Below are 16,881 nucleotides of genomic sequence, written 5' to 3'. Positions count from 1 at the left end.
GCATTGCCTAGGACTCCGAGGGTTCCTAAAATATTTGAGGGTTGCCCGCCCGTGACGCGGGTGAAGATGTTAGCAATTCCGCTGGGATTTTCAAAATAAAGTCCCCGCCCTTCACCGATGTTGAAGGAGCGGAAACTGTGAAAGAGATTAGAGCCGCGAGTTGCGCCTCCTGAAATGCGATCTGAGGGTAAGTTGTTGATTGTATCCGGTACAAGGCGCGAACTTTCGGCACCTAAAGTGCTGTCGGGGATGATTTGGGCGATCGCACTTGCGGGAAATAGCAACAGGAAGGCAAACAGTAGGGAGTAATGTAAGCGAGGCATAAAAAAATTATTTTTAGGATAAAGTCGATCTGTGTAAGCTCATCTCGTTTCTCTAAAGGTTTTGCATTTGGCTGCTAATCACAATTTGCTCTACAGTGATTTCTAGTTCGGGAAAAGTTTTAGAGATAATGCGCTCATTACCTGTAAAACTTTGAACTAAATAGCGGTCATTTTCCAAAGAGTAAACAAAAACTGTGGGAATTTTGGGATTACCTAAATAAGCCCTAGAAGCGATAGCTAAATAGTCCACAATCCAATATTCACAAATACCGAGCCGTTGATACTCATCCAACTTATCAACATAGTCGTCTTCCCAGTTAGTTGAAGTTACTTCTACTGCTAATTGTATAGGTTCGGTAAGGGCTCCGTAGCCGCGGACATTGCTATTCCATACTGATGCCTTGACCACGCCGACATCAGGATTTCTGCCTTGCTCTTGCCCCCTCGCTGTTACAGTTCTGAAAACTATATCTTTGTCAACGATATAGTCAAGTTCCAAGCGCCTGATTTCATCGTTAAAGCCAAATACTAGAAATCGTGCTACATTTTTATGAGCTCTGGTTGCTTCCACTTTGACAATCTCTCCATTTACAAGTTCGTAGATGCCCGATCCGTCGGGGTACTTTTCGATAAACTCTACAAATGTTAGTTTAGTTTTTGTCTGAACCATAAGACAAGCCCTCTTGTGTTAACTAGGTTAGGATTTATATCGTTTCCGGTTCCATTATAATTATATATTTGGATCGTATCAGTGCGATCGCGATCCAAGTAGCGATCGAGACCGCCACTTAATAAAATTTGACTGTCAGCGCTAAAATGTGAGAAATTTATCAAAGGTTTTGAATGTAAGATCGTTGACCGTTGCACGATCGTGATTTAACCACAGAGAACGCAGAGAACACAGAGGGAGATAAGAGAGATGAAAAATTCTGATGCTACGGGATTTGATATAACTCAGAGGAGAAAGAGTCATGAGTTTGAATGAGTTACCGGGAACAGAGCTAATTCTACCTGGTCATGGAGAACGCAATCGTTCATACTAGATGGTAGACACCTTCAATCTTAGGAGCCGTCTATGTTGCTAGAAGAAGTCAAAGAGCAGGTCTTCAAACTGCCACCGAGCGATCGCCTTGCGTTAGTGAGCGCCATCATTGAGTCCTTGCAATATCCGCCAGTTACCAGGGGCGATCGTTCTGGTGCGATTCAGCGGATGCGAGGCTTGCTAAAGACAGACCAACCCGCACCGACAGATGAGGACGTGGCTGCAATGTTGGAAGCGCGACGAGTGGATTTGCTACTATTGGGATATTGAATTTGAAGATGCTTATGACACTGACAATCGTAGCTGAACGGGCTCCTTTAAATGCAAATGAAGATGGTGTGATTCTCGTCGGCAAAACTCGCGTTACATTAGATACTGTAATCGGTGTTTTTCAGCAGGGCGCGACCGCAGAAGAAACTGTTTATCGCTATCCGTCTCTGAATCTAGCTGACGTTTATGCCACGATCGCCTTCTATCTCAAGCACGAATCGGAAGTAGAAGCGTACTTGCAACAGCGACGGCAGCAATCGCAAGAGATTCGCACTATGAATCAAGCAAAATTCGACCCACAAGGCTTGCGCGATCGCCTGCTTGCCCGCAAAACAGCGCAAGAACCATGTTAAAATTTCTTGCTGATGAAAACTTCGACAATACGATCGACCCAATAGTTAGGGCAACTAAAACTTAGAATGATTACTCTGATTCATCGTCGAGTCGAGGAAGCACGTCAGGGAATTAATCCGGCAGTAATTTGTCGGGTTCCATCGGGCTGGGTAGTGCTTGGTGATGTTCAGTTCTTGCAGGGGTATTCACTTTTGCTACCCGATCCAGTTGTGCCAAGTCTGAACGCTTTAACAATGGAGCAACGCATAATCTTCTTACAAGACATGACGGTTTTGGGTGATGCTTTGCTTGAGGTCACTGGTGCAATTCGTATCAACTACGAAATCTTGGGTAACAGTGAAGCGGCACTACATGCCCATGTGTTTCCGAGGTTCGCAACTGAGCCAGAAGAGAAGCAACGGAAGCCAGTATGGTTTTATGATTGGAAAAATGCGCCCCCATTCGATCCAAAGCAGGATCAACAATTGATGAATAAAATTGCAGCGACGATTGAGCAGTATCAGAAAAGTATGTAGAGGCAATAGCACTATAGGGCGATCGCGGCGGCATAACAACCCGGTCGAAGCGGCAAATTAATCGTTATAAAAGATAAACTTGAGTGCAATGGTATCAGTTCTATAAATTTTGCTATGACAACCACAGAAAAATTGATCGTGCTTGCTCTAGGTATTACCGCTATCAGTTTATTTGCTGGAATTCTCTATCAAGCAGTCAGTCAAATAATCGATCGACGCAAGTATCCTCCGCAGGGTGAACTGTTTGATATTGGAGGATTTCGTCTACATCTCAACTGTGTGGGAAAAGGGACACCAACAGTCATTATGGATGCTGGCGGTGGTGCTCCCTCAATTACGTGGGGTCTGGTTCCCTCTGAAATTGCTAAGTTTACTCGTGTCTGTACCTACGATCGAGCAGGGTTGGGTTGGAGCGATCCCAATCCCAAGATACCTCGCACAAGTCAGCAGAGTGTTGATGAATTACACGCCCTGTTGACGAAAGCTAAGATCGAACCTCCCTACATTTTAGTTGGCCACTCCTTGGGTGGAGGCAATATGCGACTATATGCCAGTCAACATCCAGAAGAAGTCGTCGGATTGGTGCTGGTTGATTCTGTCCATGAAGATCAAATAACACCCGCAATATGGAAGCGTATGAAAAGGGTAATTTTGCTTTACCAGCTTCTGATAATTGCCAGTCGGGTTGGAGTGTTACGATTAATCGGAGATATGAATGTGTTGCCAATGTTTAAGGATATCAAACAAGAAAGTCAAAAATATCCGTTGGCAGTGCAAGCTCTATTTGACACCTTCAAATCTTCCTGTTACCGCCCCTGTTATTGGGCAACTACGTCAAGTGAGCTTGCCAATATGAAAAGGAGCTTTCAGCAATTGCAAGCGAGTACACTACTGGGGAATCTGCCTTTGATTGTATTAAGTCAAGGCTCTAAAAATCCACAGATGAGTGATGAAAGATTCCAGAAATGGCAATTGCTTCAGCGAGACTTGACCCAACTATCCTCAAATAGCCAACATATCATTGCAGAAAATAGTGGACATCTTGTAATGCTAGATCAGCCTGAATTGGTGGTTAGTGCGGTTCATCAACTGATTGAATTGAGATCGCCACTTAATAAAAATTGACCGTCAGCGCTAAAGATGAAAGTGTTGGGTGAAGCGAAGCGTAGGGTTCGATCGCACTCAACGCAACCTACAATATTAAAACGGAAAATAATTGATCCGAAAGTAGAGGCCTTTTTCCTGGAAAGTTCGATCGCCCCCTCGGACATTAATCAAGGGAATACCATAGTCTAAGCGCATATTAAACCGATCGCCCATCTGCCACACCAACCCCACACCAGCACCCAGAAGCTTGTCAGAATCAGGATTAGCTTTTTCGCCAGAATGGTTCCAGCCTACCCCCAAATCGATAAATGGAGCCACCTGCAACAATCCTTTGACCTTCGGGACGCGCCAAATTGGAATACGCACTTCCGCAGATGCGATCGCACCGCTATCAGTTAACAACAAATCCTGCCGGTATCCGCGCACGCTTTGCACGCCGCCGATCCCGATTTGTTCGAGGGACAGCAGCGGGCGATCGGCGAACTGAATGTCGGAACGCACTATTAGCAAGGTTTCCGGCGCTAGCAGCCTCACGTACTGCGCTTGTCCGCGCCACGCCAGGAAGCGACTGTCAGGGCCGCTATCGTTCGCAGTAGCACCCAAAAAATTGGTACCGATGGAAAACTGCGATCGCGCTGCGAGCACTTGTCGGGAATTCCGCTGCACGTATTCTTGAAAAAACCGCACCGCCGAAACCCGCGTTTCGCCGCGCTCGTTTGCTCCCGCTGACAGCGCAAATCTTTCTCCCAACAGGAATGTATCGCTTTCTTGGCGCGAAAAAGTTACTCCCACAGCCAAAGTGCGATCGGGCTTTTCGACGATCGGCTGGCGGTAAGTTAACTCGTAAGTTCGCGATTTCCCCTCAATTTCCGCAGCATCAAACGGTTCCTCGATCACGTTAGTGCTCGCAGCACTCGCAGCAAACCGAATCGTGCCGTTGCGCGCGTTGACGGGGACTGTGTAGCTGCCGTTGAATTCGTTGCTGCCATCGGTGTTAGCGTAGGATAGCTCTAATCCATCGCCCAAACCGAGCAAATTCGCTTGATTGATGCGCGCGCCGCGCCGAAAACTGCCCACGCTGGGCGATCGATTGTTGTCTAGAAAAACTTCGCCGCTGAAGCTGTCTGCTTCTTTAATCCGCACTTCTAAACGGCTGTTTTCCGGGCGGCTTCCAGCTTGCAATTCTGCCGAAATATTGGCAATTAAGGGGTCGAGTTGCAGCATTTGCAACGCTTCCAGCAGCCGATCGCGATTCAATGGCCGCCTGGTGACACGTTCCAAGCGCGATCGCACGTAATTTGCATTTAAACGCCTGTTTCCACTAATCTGAATTTCATCTAATCCGCCTTCGACAATCCGAATTTTCACCACACCTCCTTCTCTGGGAAATGTTTGGTTGGCGGGAATTACAGCGCCGGAATTGATGTATCCTGCTGCTACGTATTTTTGAGTCACTGCCCCTTCTGCTGCGATCAGTTCGGCAAAGGTGATGTCGCGCCCCGCAAACTGTTGCGTAACTGCTGCGAGTTCGCGATCGCTAAAAGCTGTGTTTCCCTCAAATTCAAACCGCAAAACCCGAATTGTACCCGGAATCCCCGGTCTGGAATCGCCGGGAACTGGTGTTGGGGGAGTTGGTTGGAGGGGAGACGGCGGCGGCGGTTGCGGGGCTATTGGTGCAGGCAATTCCGGCTCTCTGGGTTGAATTGGGTTGGGCAGTTGGCTCAGTTGCGAATCTCGATCGATACCTATATTTTCTTTTAGCTTTTGATCTCGGTTAGAAAGCTGAGTTTCTCGATCGTTCGTGGCGAATGTGCGATCGACAGAATTGGCAGCTTCTGGCTGTAAATCGGGAGTTTCCGCAGGTAGAATTGGTGCCAAAGTCGATCGATCGGACTCAGTGGCCGGCAAGTCTTCCCGGGTGTCAAGATTCGTGTCGTTGGTTCGTAAAGGTCGATCGGCTCCGCTGCGGACTGTTGCCAAATCCTCAACATTTGAAGTCAAAATTTCAACGTTGCTCGCGGATGTTTTCGTCGGTTTTCCCAACCAAACTAAGCCAAAGATTCCAGCAATTAAAAATAATTTTTGCGATCTACAGTTCATATGATATAATTATTATTTCGCTAGATTGGGTGAAAATATTTTAAGGAACCAGCGCACCCTAAACTAACAATTAATCTTAACCGAAAAAAAGGCAACACCGGGCACTGCCAAGAATTTCCCAACGGCTAAAAACCAAAAGGTCGATCGACCTTTTGGTTCCTCCGCCAAAACTTACGCAGCAACCGGATGCAGATCCGCAAAAATATCTTTGACAGTTGACAGTTGACAGTTGACAGTTGACAGTTGACAGCATACAGGTTGACAGTTGACTTGACGAAAGGAGGGAGACCTCTACCGGAAAGGAAGAGGAGTCGAGCAATCAATCGTCTTTTTTTAATTTCTCCCTACAAGGCTTGGGGATTTAAACCAATTTTTCCTGGTAAGGAATGAGAATTAAATAACTTAGGAGCGCGAATTAAATAACTTAGAATTTTAATTATTGTGGGATGGGCGTCCCGCCCGTCCTTTAAAGACGGGCGGGACGCCCATCCCACAAACTACAGGTTTGTAGTGAGGACTTTAGTCCGCAAGAAGAAGGACTGAAGTTCTCACTACAAACCTGTGTGCGTCAAGGTTCGTAGTGAGGACTTTAGTCCGCAAGAAGAAGGACTAAAGTCCTCACTACAAACCTAATTATGCAGGGCGGCTCGCACTAGCAGCACCCATGGGAGCTCCGTCAGTCAATCCCACCAACTTAGCGCTCAACTCCCACATCCGCTCACCTTTCTCATCATCGCGCGCCTGCGGAGAAACCTTCTGCACAAAAGACTTACCATCTTTTTTCTGACGATTTCCCCAACTCCAATAAGCCCCAGATTGCTTGTATTCTGGATCTGCAACCACCATTGCCAGCCTTTCGCCCGCCAACTCCTGCGACACATAACCGCCGGTGATATTCTTCTGAAACAGCGGGAAAAGTTTCTGAAATAAAGGATAGTGATTGCGGAAAAGTGGCGTATCCGCCACGCATCCCGGATACAGCGAAGTGAAATTAATCCCCGTCGATTCGTGAAAGCGGCGGTGCAATTCCCGCATCGTCAGCACGTTGCAAACTTTGCTATCTTTGTAAGCCTTGACAGGTTCAAACTGCTTCCCATCTACCATCGAAACCGGATCTTGGAAACCCGCTTCAAAACCCTCAAACTTGCCCAAATCAGGACGCGGCGGAATCTTTCCACCCAACTCGTCTGGATTGTGAGTCACAGTTCCCAAAATCACGATTCTCGCATCTTGATAATAGGAAGGTTTCATGCTATCCATCATCAGATTGCACAGCAGGAAATGACCGAGGTGATTGGTAGTCATCGTCAACTCGTAACCTTCAGGGCTCCGCAGCGGTTCCTTAATCAAAGGCAGATAGATAGCTGCGTTGCACACCAAAGCGTCTAGAGGCCTGCCGCTTGATTTGAATTCCCGAGCAAATCGGCGCACGCTTTCCAAATCGCCCAAGTCAATGTGCATAATCGTGAAACTACCTTGAGGTATGCCCAACTCTTGAGCGGCGTCTCCGGCTTTTCGCACGTCGCGACAGGCCATGACTACGTGCCATCCTTTGTCTGCAAGGGCTTTGGCGCCGTACAAGCCGACGCCGGAGGATGCGCCGGTGATGATAACCGTTGACTTGTGATTTTGTGCCATTTTCTTAAAAATGCTTGGCTATTGATTATTTTGGGGCATCTCAAAAGCTGAGCTAGCAGCTCGGATGTTTTCAGATGCCCTCAGGTTAATAGGATAGGCCCAAACGTTGTGAATCTCAACTTTCTAGGTTGCCGATCGATACTTCGCACATTTTCGGAGATTCGGGAGATAAGTTCGTAGTGCCGACTTCAGTCGGGAGATAAGTTCGTAGTGCCGACTTCAGTCGGGAGATAAGTTCGTAGTGCCGACTTCAGTCGGGAGATAAGTTCGTAGTACCGACTTCAGTCGGAATCGGAGTGCATTTTGCGGACTTAAGTCCGCACTACGAACCGTTTTTGCGGACTTAAGTCCGCACTGCGAACATGATATATATGAGGGAAGAACTTGAACGCATTGAAAGGTAAAGGTAGTCGGAAATGGTCTTGTTAAAAGTATTAGGTATGGCTATGTTTGAGAAATAAGTTATCAAGATATGCTCAATTTATGGCTGATGTTTCCATAGCTATTTCCTCAGTAAATCCGCGATCGCCCCAACCAATAGATTTGGCTCGACTGGCTTGGAAATGTGCCTCTGAAAGCCTGCTGCCAGAGCTTGTTGGTGGTTGATTTCTCCAGCATAGGCAGTCAATGCGATCGCCGGGATCAGCCCCCCCCGCTCCGGTGATAGAGAACGCACATATCCGATCAAACTGTAGCCATCGACTTCTGGCATTCCAATATCGCTCACCAAAACATCCGGCACAAACGACTCTAGGGCTACCATAAATTCAGCCGCAGATGCAACTGTCATCACCTCCGCTCCAGCCATAACCAGGAATGCGCCGATTACTTCCCGGCTGTCTGCCTCGTCATCAATTGCCAACACTCGGATGCCTCTGAGATCCTGTTCTGCTTCTAATAACTTGTCCGGATTTTCCCCTGTTTTGACGTTCAGCAGCGGCAGGCTGACTCTAAAAGTGGCTCCTTTTCCTTCCCCAAAACTGTCAGCTTTGATTGTTCCGCCGTGGGCTTCTACCAGTTGATAAACGATCGCCAGTCCCAACCCTAGCCCCCCGTGTTTGCGAGTAACAGAAGCATCTTCTTGACGGAAAGACTCAAAGATGTAGGGCAAAAAGTCTCGATTGATGCCTTTACCCGTATCTGTTACCACAATCTGCGCTTGGTTGTCTGCTAACTCTAATCGAACGTCTATTCGTCCACCCTTGGGAGTGAACTTGACAGCGTTGGAAAGCAAATTCCAGACAATTTGCTGGAGGCGAACCGCATCCCCAGACACTTGCCCGATATTGGATAGCACGTGATGAATCAGAATTGACTTGGCGGTGGCGGCAGTCTGCACTGTTTCGATCGCAGATTCAATGGTAGACAACAAATTGACAGCAGTCACATTCAAACTCAGTTTGCCGCGCAGCACGCGAGCCATATCGAGCAAGTCGTCAATTAATTGAGCCTGTGCCAGGGCATTCCGTTCGATCGTCGCTAACGCTGCTACAGTTTTGGTTTCATTCAGCCTGCCAGTTTGCAGCAACTTCGTCCAGCCTAAGATCGGGTTGAGGGGCGATCGCAACTCGTGAGAAAGCACCGCCAGAAACTCGTCTTTGATGCGGTTAACTCTTTCCGATTCGGCCAGGGCAGCTTGTTTTAATTGCAGAATGCGATCGCGTTCGATTTCCGCTTGTTTGCGATCGGTGATATCCCGCGAAGTCGATAAGATTTGTACAACTTGGCCTGCCACATCCCGGATCGGTGCTAACACGACATCCCACCATTTTGGCGTGCCTTTGGCGGTGGCACAAAAGCCCTGAAATCTAGCCACTTCTCCTGCCTTCGCCGCCGCGATCGCAGCTTCCACCTCTTCCCGAGCTTCATCTTGCCAAAAACAGAGCCATTCCGCGTTCAAATAGGGGGTGAGATCGTCGATCTCCAACAGGCACATCCCTCCTGTATTTATGTATAAAAGTCGTGCATCCAGATCCAGCACTTTGATGCAGTCGCTGCTGCTGTCTAACACCCGTTTTCTAAACTCTTCACTGTGACGCAGTGCTTCCTCGGTGTGCTTGCGATCGGTGATATCCAAATCTACGCCCGACATCCGCATCGCTTGCCCGATCGCATTATAAAACACTTTCCCCAGGCTCAGCGCCCACCTGATTCTGCCGTTGGGATAGATCACGGTTATCCTCCACAATCAAAACAGTGCGCTCAACTTGACTCATAATTGGTCTTCCTCCGGAGACTGAACAGGGAGCATCGTGATTTCAAACCAGTAGCTCAACAACGTCTGAATACTTCGCTTCAACAGCTTAAAATCCATAGGTTTGATGATATAGCTGTTCGCTCCTTGTTCGTAGCAGGCTGCGATGTCTTTGGGATTGTTAGATGTGGTGAAAACAACCACCGGAATCTTTTTCAAATTACGATCCTGTTTTATTTTATATAGTACCTCTCGCCCATCCGTTCCCGGTAAGTTGAGGTCTAGCACAATCAGTCCCGGACGCGGAGCAGTGTTAGGATTGGTGTAGGGTTCGGTGCGGTAGAGAAACGCCAGGGCCCGATCGCCATTAGTGCAGCGATAGACGGGGATTTGCGAAAAAGATGGGTGTAGGTAACGTTGGAACGCTTCAAAGTCTTCGTCGCTGTCTTCAACGATCAGCAAGGGAGGGAGTTGCATAGCACGCATCGCTGAATATCCGGTCATGGTTTGACCGCCGCTGATAATGTGAAGTAAAACGTGCTGCCCTCACCGGGCGTCGATTCTACCCAAATTTTTCCCCCGTGTCGATCGACAATTTTTTGGACGATCGTCAAACCTGCCCCTGTACCGCCACCATATTCGTCTTGTGCGTGGAGTCGCTTGAATATCTGAAAAACTCGCTCCAAATGCTTTTGGGGGATGCCAATGCCGTTATCTCGCACATAAAAGGTATATAAACTCGGGTCTTTACTGCTCGCGGATTCTGATTCGATCAAACCAATTTCCACCCATTTCTCGGTTTTATTATTATATTTAATCGCGTTACTAATCAGGTTGGTGAATAACTCGCTGATTTGAGTGCGATCGCAGGCAACTGTCGGCAACGATTGAGTGCGAAACTCGATCGCTTGCGGAGGCCCGCCGATCTTTAAAATGTCGATCGACTGTCGCACTAAATCGTTGAGATTTGTCGGTTGGCGCGAAAGTTCGCTGCGTCCCAGCCTGGAATAGTGTAGCAGAGAGTTAATCAGATCTTCCATGCGTTGGGTTAGGCGCACCAGCGTTTGCAATTTAGCGATGCCATCCTCGTGCAACACCTCCCCGTAATCTTCTATCAAGAAATTGGAATAGTTATGAATGCCGCGCAGCGGTTCTTTGAGATCGTGGGATGCGACGTAAGCGAAGGCATCTAGTTCAGTGTTACTGCGTTCCAATTCTAGATTAATCTTTGCCATTTCATCTGCCTGACTGAGGATAATCCCGACGATCAGGCTGCACAGTTCGGTGGCGACTTCGATCTCGCAGGACTTCCAAGGTAACGAGCAGCCCTGCACCGTTTGTTGCCAGAGTTCAAAGGATTTGCGAGGAGACAACCGCATCTCGCGATCGATTGTGACTTCGACAGGTTTGTTCGGGTTGCCGCCCCAGTTGACTGTTTGAATCACTTCTGGACGGAACCAGAGTATATAATTTTTGTTGACTTTGGAAATTTCTAATGCTAACAGTCCACTCGCAACGCTCTTAAATGACTCTGCGGTTGGATAAATTTCAGATAGCGATCGGGTTTGAAACAGGTTGTGTTGAATTTGGCTTTTAATCCATTCCCGCAGGGCAGGAATTTCAGCTTCTGGCGGCGTTTCACCAATACAAATAACTTGTTCTCCCGCGCAAACCGCCACTCCCGTCGCACCCACCAGATCTAGCAGGTTCGAGTTGAGTTGAACTAATCCATCCCAGAAGCTTTTTGACTGAGATAGCGATTCTACAAACTTGCTTTGGAGCGACTTCAATGTCATTTTGTAGTCTAAGTCTTCACGATCTTGTTTGTTTGCAAGTTCGATCGACATTACCTGCCCCACAAACTCGCACATGGTTCGCACGCTATAGGGCACATAGTTCGGCGTCGAATGATGGCAAGCAATCAGCCCCCATAGTTTTTGGTCTTGGATCAGTGAAATAGACATGGAGGCTGATACACCCATATTCTTGAGGTATTCCAAGTGTACGGGAGACACGCTCCGCAGCACCGATAAACTCAAATCCGTCGGGCGCGAGTCTAAGGGATTGTGCGCTGGCACTAACGCCACAGGCTCATAGGAGGAGTCGGGAATTAACCGCAGCCAGTTGAGGGTATAAAGCTGTCTCGCTTGCTGGGGAATGTCGCTGGGCGGATAGTGCAAGCCCAGATAAGGCGTTAGCGTTTCTACCCGATCTTCTGCAATCACCCGTCCGGATCCTGCGGCATCAAATTGATATACCATAACGCGATCGAATCCAGTGATTTTTCGCACTTCTTTAACTACAACCTCGCACATCTCCAGCAAGGTTGGAGCCTTTTGAATTTTAGTAATCGTTCCTTTTAATCGCTGGTAAAAATGGAAAAAGTCTGTTTTTTGTCTTTTCTTTTTTGGTTCCAATTCTAAAAAGATTATGGTATTGCAGCGATGAACAATGCCATCAAAATGAAGTAATTTTGTTTTAGATTTCAGAGAAATATCTAACGGATTCACATACTCAAAGTCTTCGCTTAAGCACTGCCGAATTGCATTAATCTGCTGGGGAGCGAGTAAGTTTAATAGCGGTTTGCCCAACAGATCTTGGGGCTGTTGACCTAGCAAAGCCAACGCGTTATTGCTGACCTGGACAATCTTCAAGTCAGGTTCCTGCAAAACCAACAGCACCCCGTGGGGCTGAATCAGCCCTGGAATTTGAATCGGTTCGCGATCGCAGTTGGTTAAATCGACAGTTTGGGTGAAATCAACAACTTCATCTATCATAAATCGTGCGGAGAACTCCGGCTAGAAATGATTTCTATTTCTCTTTATTAAAACACTTTTCTCGCAGCCGGAAACGACGCACATTACACATTGGGTGGAGGAAACAGCCCGGACGTTCACTCCGCCCAAAAATTCTCTTACAGTCAGCTTTTTGCTCAACAGTCTAAGAAATAGCTGCTGATTCCTGATAAGTAGGAAAGTCAATATAACCTTCAGGCCCAAAAGAATACCAGACGCCGACGACCGCAGGCGGATTGAGCGGCCAACCGCCAGCAAAACGCTCTACTAAATCCGGATTGCTGATAAAATCCCGACCAAAAGCAATTAAATCCGCAACTTTGTTGCTCAAAGCTGTTTGGGCTAGTTCTTGATTGTATCCGCAGTTACCAATCAGCGGCTGGGAAAATACATCGCGAAACTCTCCTATCATCATCGGCGTTCCCAATTCGTGAAAGCCAAAAGCTAAACCATCCACAAGGTGAAGGTAAGCTAAACCGTAGACATTTAACTGACCTGCAATATACAGAAAAGTTTCGCGATAATCGGGAGAACCCATATCATTGTAAACACCGTTGGGAGAAAGTCGAACTCCAACTCGGTTGGCAGGGAATACTGTCAGAATTGCCTCCACAATTTCCTTGAGAAAACGGTAGCGATTTTCAACTGTACCGCCATAGGAATCTGTGCGTTGATTAGTTTTGGATTGAAGGAAAGTGTCAATTAAATATCCGTTAGCACCGTGAATTTCTACACCGTCAAAACCCGCCATTTTTGCCCGTTCTGCGGCCTGGCGATAATCTTCCACAACGATCGAGATTTCATCTGTTTCTAGAGCGCGGGGAGTTTCGTAGGGTTGTTTGCCCGCAGGGGTATGAATGCCTTCTCCATTGATTTTGATGGCAGATGGTGCAACTGGCAATTGATTGTTTTCCTGAAAACTGCTGTGAGAAGCCCGCCCGCAGTGCCAAAGCTGCATGAAAATTGGTGTTTCGCGGGCATGAACCCCATTTACAACTTGTTTCCAAGCTTCGGCTTGCTCGTCTGAATAAATACCGGGCGTATTCAGCCAACCGTTAGCTTGAGAAGAAATCACCGTAGCTTCTGTCAGGATCAAACCAGCACTGGCCCGCTGAGCGTAATACTCGGCCATCCAAGCGTTGGGCATCCGCGTTTCACCGGCTCTCGATCGCGTCATGGGTGCCATGACTACCCGGTTTTTTAAGGATAAATCTCCCAATTTGAAGGGACTCAGGAGGATTGAAGATGTTGTTTGAGTTGTCATAATCTCGATCTGTCCTTTACTGAATAATGTGAGCAATCGGAGTTCGATCGCTTTTCAAGATAACTTAAACAGGACTTGCCAACAAATATCAATGGGCGTATTTATTGCTAAGGTACGCAGTGATACACCCTACGGATATAGCCTGCGTGTATCACTGCGTACTATCAACCGCCGGCGGCAGACGAGGGCTTTAATATCAAATATCTTGGTGAACTATTGCGAAACTTTTAGTTAATCCAGCAGCCAGCTAAATAAACCTTTAACTGTCAGATTGAATTCTCTGACAAATTCTGGCACTGGTAACAGTAGATCCGGTTCGTCAAAAAATGCTGTTGGTCGATCGCGCAAATAAACAAATACACATTGCTCGGAGGGGTCAATCAGCCAGCCCATTTGCGTTCCGCGAGCCAAGCAATGTAGAATATTTTTAGTTACCTTTGTTTGGCTTTGGTCGGGCGAAAGAATTTCTATCGCCCAATCTGGAGCAATTGAGAAAACATTAGCCACTGCACCATTTTCCTGACGAGGAATCCTGTTCCACAAGAATATCGAAACATCGGGTATAATCGATCGCCCACCAAAAGTGCAACGGAGTTCACAGAAAGCTCGTGCAATCTTTTTTGACCTCACAACCGAGTTAATTGCGGGGGACAATTCAGTCTGAAGTGCACTGTGTTCTCCTTGCGGCATTGGTTTTTGGACGATCCGTCCATTAATGTATTCGCTGGCGGGTTCCGTCTCCGGCCGCTTCAGAAACTCTTCTAGGGTAAGGATTTTAGTGGGAGTCTGTACCATTTTAAGGTTTCCTGAACAGAGGCTTTGTTGAGATTCCTACACTTGATTATCCTACAGATATCGATCGCCCGCGCGATCAAAATGGCGTCGCCACCTGTAAGCTGAGCCTTGAACCCAACTGCGGATGCTCAAAGGAGAGTTCCCGCGCGTGCAAGTGCAGTCGGTTCGCAGGGGCGCGACATCCGTAAAGTCGATCGCCCAAAATCGGTATTCCCAACCCTCGAACATCCGCTGCATGAACCCTCAATTGATGCGTGCGCCCCGTCAGCGGCAAAAACTCGACGCGAGTACAATTTCCCTCCTTCGCCATTACCTGAAACCTAGTAATGCTGGGTTTTCCGCACTCCAAATTAACTTGCTGAACCAGGGAATTTTTCGGGTCTTTTTTTACCGGGAGTGCGATCGTCCCCGCCTCTATGTTGACAGTCCCCGAAAGCACTGCTTCATAAACTTTGTGAACCCGCCGTTTCTCAAATTGCAGGCTTAGTTGACTGCTGGTTTCTTTGTCCCGCGCCAGCAACAAAATCCCAGATGTTGCTAAATCTAACCGATGCACCGCCGTCAGTTCTAACCCGTCCTGTAACAAGTTTTGCAAGCGACTCAAAACGCTATCTTGATTTTCCAGATAACGACCTGGAACTGACAGCAAGCCTGAGGGTTTGTTGACTGCAATTAACCATTTGTCTTCATAAACAATTGGCAGCATTTCCTGGGGATTGGTGACTGGCAAGATGCTCGTTCCAGCAAATTTTTTGAGATTTGTGGGATGGGCATCTTGCGCGCCCCAAGAGCGATCGGTAACGGGCAAGATGCCCGTTCCACCATGATTGTTTTGATGAGTTGTGGGGAGTAGGGGTTGGGCATCTGGCGCGCCCCAAGAGCGATCGGTAACGGGCAAGATGCCCGTTCCACCATGATTGTTTTGATGAGTTGTGGGGAGTAGGGGTTGGGCATCTAGCCCGCCCCAAGAGCGATCGGTAACGGGCAAGATGCCCGTTCCACCATGATTGTTTTGATGAGTTGTGGGGTGGGCTTCTAGCCCGCCCCTAAAAGTCTGGCTTGTCGGGCGGGCTTCGATGCCACCATTAAAAGACTGATTTACACTTTTTTTTAATGGAGCTTTTGAGAGACTTTTGCTATTAGCTGGCTCTGAAAAAGCTGGGTAAGCTTTCGGCCCCGAAACAATTGGATTTTGTGGCAATCCTGACAGCAAAAAACCCATCAACGGCTGACACCGATCGCTACAAGCACCATAAAACTCTCCCGGAACTTTGTCACCCGATGGCGGCCCCCACCAAAACTCAGCCATTGCTAGCGGTTTCAGATTGTTTGCTGCCGCGCAGTGCAGCAATTTTGGCGCGCAGCAGTCGCCGGTGCCAGTCGGAATAGAATTAGTTGGCATCAATTCCTGGATCGATCGCGATTTTCCCAAAAAATTCACCAGAGTGTAAGCTGCGTGCATCTCGGCCTGAAGTTGGCGGGAAAGTTCTTTTCGCCCTTGTTTGAGCACCCGCATCCGCTCATTGGCAGCTTCAACGATCTTTTTTAGAGGCTGCAATATTGCATCCCGCTGCCGTTTTAATTGCCTGCATTCAATTCCCTCCAAACGGCTTTCTTGATTTAGTTTTTCCAGGGCTATTAAGAGTGTGTCTCCTGCGAGAGTTTGACTGCTTAGCTGACGTTGTTCGTCTCGCTGCTGCTTGCAATTGCGGTGCCGCGCATTCAAAACTTGCAATTGCAATTCAAATTCGCTCAATAAGGCTGCATATTCCTGTCGCTGCGGGAGTTGATTCAGTGCAATCAGTTCCTGTTTCATCGCCTCCAATTGGGCCAGCGTGCGCGCTTCTGTCAAAGCAACTCGCGATCGCCCCGGAATCGGTGGCACCCACCCGTCAACAACGCTAGAACCGTTCAGCAACCCAGAAAATGCTTTGAGAATTCGCTGTTCCCCCCAAGGCATTTCCACCAGCAAGATGCCGTACATCTTCCCCTCGCGATCGTAGGAATCGTCAGCAGCAAGGTACTGCATCAAACCCCTGGCGATTTCTTCAGACATTCGAGTACGTGGCAATCTCAGCAGATCCGCACTTTTAGGGCAATGCCCTTCGTACCAATAACTGGGGCTAGAGTCGATCGACCCTCCCTCTTCGTCGATCGACCTTTCCGTGAAATCTAAAAGCGGGTGTAGAGTTAGCATATTAAATTTGATTTAAAATCTCGATCGCGACATATTGGTTTGTATCCTAACCCTAGGCTGGGAAATACAGTTATACCATTTTTTTAAAGTTATGACAGACTTTGGCAAACAGGGAAATTTTATGATAAATAGTAATGTCTTGTCGTCCTCGATCTCTGTCGAATCTTTAGATAATTGATATTATCCTGAATTAGATTTGCTGGGAGGGACAGACTTTCTAACATCGATTGCGAAGCTAGATTGTTAAGGCTGATACCTAGAATGAGGAAGATAATTGAAGCTAGATT

General features: G+C 47.7%; 14 protein-coding genes. 4 read left to right on the top strand and 10 right to left on the bottom strand.

The genetic code is table 11. The annotated features are described in order from the left end of the window. Both JGK22_RS16135 and JGK22_RS16130 read right to left on the bottom strand, forming a co-directional pair. On the bottom strand, window positions 1-323 hold a 323-nt coding region (locus JGK22_RS16135), incomplete at its 3' end, for a filamentous hemagglutinin N-terminal domain-containing protein (RefSeq protein ID WP_293236629.1). Between the two features lie 52 nt (window positions 324-375). Continuing rightward, window positions 376-993: a Uma2 family endonuclease gene (locus JGK22_RS16130; RefSeq protein ID WP_293179175.1), complete on the bottom strand. Its 618-nt coding sequence runs from the start codon at window positions 991-993 to the stop codon at window positions 376-378. 405 nt (window positions 994-1,398) lie between these two features. On the opposite strand from JGK22_RS16130, the gene JGK22_RS16125 reads away from it, so the two are divergent. The 4 genes from JGK22_RS16125 (at window position 1,399) to JGK22_RS16110 (ending at window position 3,629) form a co-directional block, all read left to right on the top strand. Continuing rightward, the gene (locus JGK22_RS16125) at window positions 1,399-1,635 is read left to right on the top strand and encodes a hypothetical protein (RefSeq protein ID WP_293179178.1); all 237 of its coding nucleotides are present in this window, start codon (window positions 1,399-1,401) and stop codon (window positions 1,633-1,635) included. A gap of 14 nt (window positions 1,636-1,649) precedes the next feature. Continuing rightward, window positions 1,650-1,988 carry a DUF433 domain-containing protein gene (locus JGK22_RS16120; RefSeq protein ID WP_293179181.1) on the top strand — a complete coding sequence of 113 codons (339 nt, stop codon included), beginning with the start codon at window positions 1,650-1,652 and terminating at the stop codon, window positions 1,986-1,988. Window positions 1,989-2,054: 66 nt separating this feature from the next. Then, complete coding sequence (locus JGK22_RS16115) at window positions 2,055-2,504, top strand: hypothetical protein (RefSeq protein WP_293193693.1); 450 nt, start codon at window positions 2,055-2,057, stop codon at window positions 2,502-2,504. 114 nt (window positions 2,505-2,618) lie between these two features. Continuing rightward, window positions 2,619-3,629 carry an alpha/beta hydrolase gene (locus JGK22_RS16110; protein WP_293193695.1) on the top strand — a complete coding sequence of 337 codons (1,011 nt, stop codon included), beginning with the start codon at window positions 2,619-2,621 and terminating at the stop codon, window positions 3,627-3,629. A gap of 75 nt (window positions 3,630-3,704) precedes the next feature. Here the strand turns inward: JGK22_RS16110 and JGK22_RS16105 are convergent, their stop codons facing one another. From JGK22_RS16105 to JGK22_RS16070, 8 genes are all read right to left on the bottom strand, one after another. Then, on the bottom strand, window positions 3,705-5,711 hold the full coding sequence (locus tag JGK22_RS16105) for a ShlB/FhaC/HecB family hemolysin secretion/activation protein (protein WP_293217915.1): 2,007 nt from the start codon (window positions 5,709-5,711) through the stop codon (window positions 3,705-3,707). A gap of 633 nt (window positions 5,712-6,344) precedes the next feature. Then, entirely contained in the window at window positions 6,345-7,349 is a 1,005-nt protein-coding gene (locus JGK22_RS16100) for a protochlorophyllide reductase (protein ID WP_293179196.1), read from the bottom strand. 502 nt (window positions 7,350-7,851) lie between these two features. Further along, a complete protein-coding gene (locus JGK22_RS16095) occupies window positions 7,852-9,522 on the bottom strand; it encodes an ATP-binding protein (RefSeq protein ID WP_293313189.1) in 1,671 nt (556 codons plus the stop codon). 39 nt (window positions 9,523-9,561) lie between these two features. After that, window positions 9,562-10,020 (bottom strand): response regulator, encoded by a 459-nt coding sequence (locus JGK22_RS16090; RefSeq protein ID WP_293179202.1) that lies wholly within the window; start codon window positions 10,018-10,020, stop codon window positions 9,562-9,564. Between the two features lie 23 nt (window positions 10,021-10,043). After that, window positions 10,044-12,320, bottom strand: coding sequence for an ATP-binding protein (locus JGK22_RS16085; protein ID WP_293313188.1), 2,277 nt, complete (start codon window positions 12,318-12,320; stop codon window positions 10,044-10,046). A gap of 163 nt (window positions 12,321-12,483) precedes the next feature. After that, complete coding sequence (locus tag JGK22_RS16080) at window positions 12,484-13,602, bottom strand: alkene reductase (protein WP_293217921.1); 1,119 nt, start codon at window positions 13,600-13,602, stop codon at window positions 12,484-12,486. A gap of 231 nt (window positions 13,603-13,833) precedes the next feature. Further along, window positions 13,834-14,397 carry a Uma2 family endonuclease gene (locus tag JGK22_RS16075; RefSeq protein ID WP_293217924.1) on the bottom strand — a complete coding sequence of 188 codons (564 nt, stop codon included), beginning with the start codon at window positions 14,395-14,397 and terminating at the stop codon, window positions 13,834-13,836. A 76-nt stretch (window positions 14,398-14,473) separates the two neighbouring features. After that, entirely contained in the window at window positions 14,474-16,594 is a 2,121-nt protein-coding gene (locus JGK22_RS16070) for a pseudouridine synthase (protein ID WP_293313186.1), read from the bottom strand. Window positions 16,595-16,881: the final 287 nt, after the last annotated feature.

It is taken from the genome of Microcoleus sp. PH2017_08_TRC_O_A (assembly GCF_020738665.1).
In the GTDB taxonomy this organism is placed as follows: Bacteria; Cyanobacteriota; Cyanobacteriia; order Cyanobacteriales; family Microcoleaceae; genus Microcoleus.
The sequence above is the reverse complement of the archived record's forward strand: the minus strand, read 5'-3'. Positions and strand labels throughout refer to the sequence as shown.

Excerpts from the sequence above, each read along its gene's own strand:
- JGK22_RS16130 (WP_293179175.1), bottom strand. The coding sequence starts at position 993 with ATGGTTCAGACAAAAACTAAACTAACATTTGTAGAGTTTATCGAAAAG.
- JGK22_RS16125 (WP_293179178.1), top strand. The coding sequence starts at position 1,399 with ATGTTGCTAGAAGAAGTCAAAGAGCAGGTCTTCAAACTGCCACCGAGC.
- JGK22_RS16120 (WP_293179181.1), top strand. The coding sequence starts at position 1,650 with ATGACACTGACAATCGTAGCTGAACGGGCTCCTTTAAATGCAAATGAA.
- JGK22_RS16115 (WP_293193693.1), top strand. The coding sequence starts at position 2,055 with ATGATTACTCTGATTCATCGTCGAGTCGAGGAAGCACGTCAGGGAATT.
- JGK22_RS16110 (WP_293193695.1), top strand. The coding sequence starts at position 2,619 with ATGACAACCACAGAAAAATTGATCGTGCTTGCTCTAGGTATTACCGCT.
- JGK22_RS16105 (WP_293217915.1), bottom strand. The coding sequence starts at position 5,711 with ATGAACTGTAGATCGCAAAAATTATTTTTAATTGCTGGAATCTTTGGC.
- JGK22_RS16100 (WP_293179196.1), bottom strand. The coding sequence starts at position 7,349 with ATGGCACAAAATCACAAGTCAACGGTTATCATCACCGGCGCATCCTCC.
- JGK22_RS16090 (WP_293179202.1), bottom strand. The coding sequence starts at position 10,020 with ATGCAACTCCCTCCCTTGCTGATCGTTGAAGACAGCGACGAAGACTTT.
- JGK22_RS16085 (WP_293313188.1), bottom strand. The coding sequence starts at position 12,320 with ATGATAGATGAAGTTGTTGATTTCACCCAAACTGTCGATTTAACCAAC.
- JGK22_RS16080 (WP_293217921.1), bottom strand. The coding sequence starts at position 13,602 with ATGACAACTCAAACAACATCTTCAATCCTCCTGAGTCCCTTCAAATTG.
- JGK22_RS16075 (WP_293217924.1), bottom strand. The coding sequence starts at position 14,397 with ATGGTACAGACTCCCACTAAAATCCTTACCCTAGAAGAGTTTCTGAAG.
- JGK22_RS16070 (WP_293313186.1), bottom strand. The coding sequence starts at position 16,594 with ATGCTAACTCTACACCCGCTTTTAGATTTCACGGAAAGGTCGATCGAC.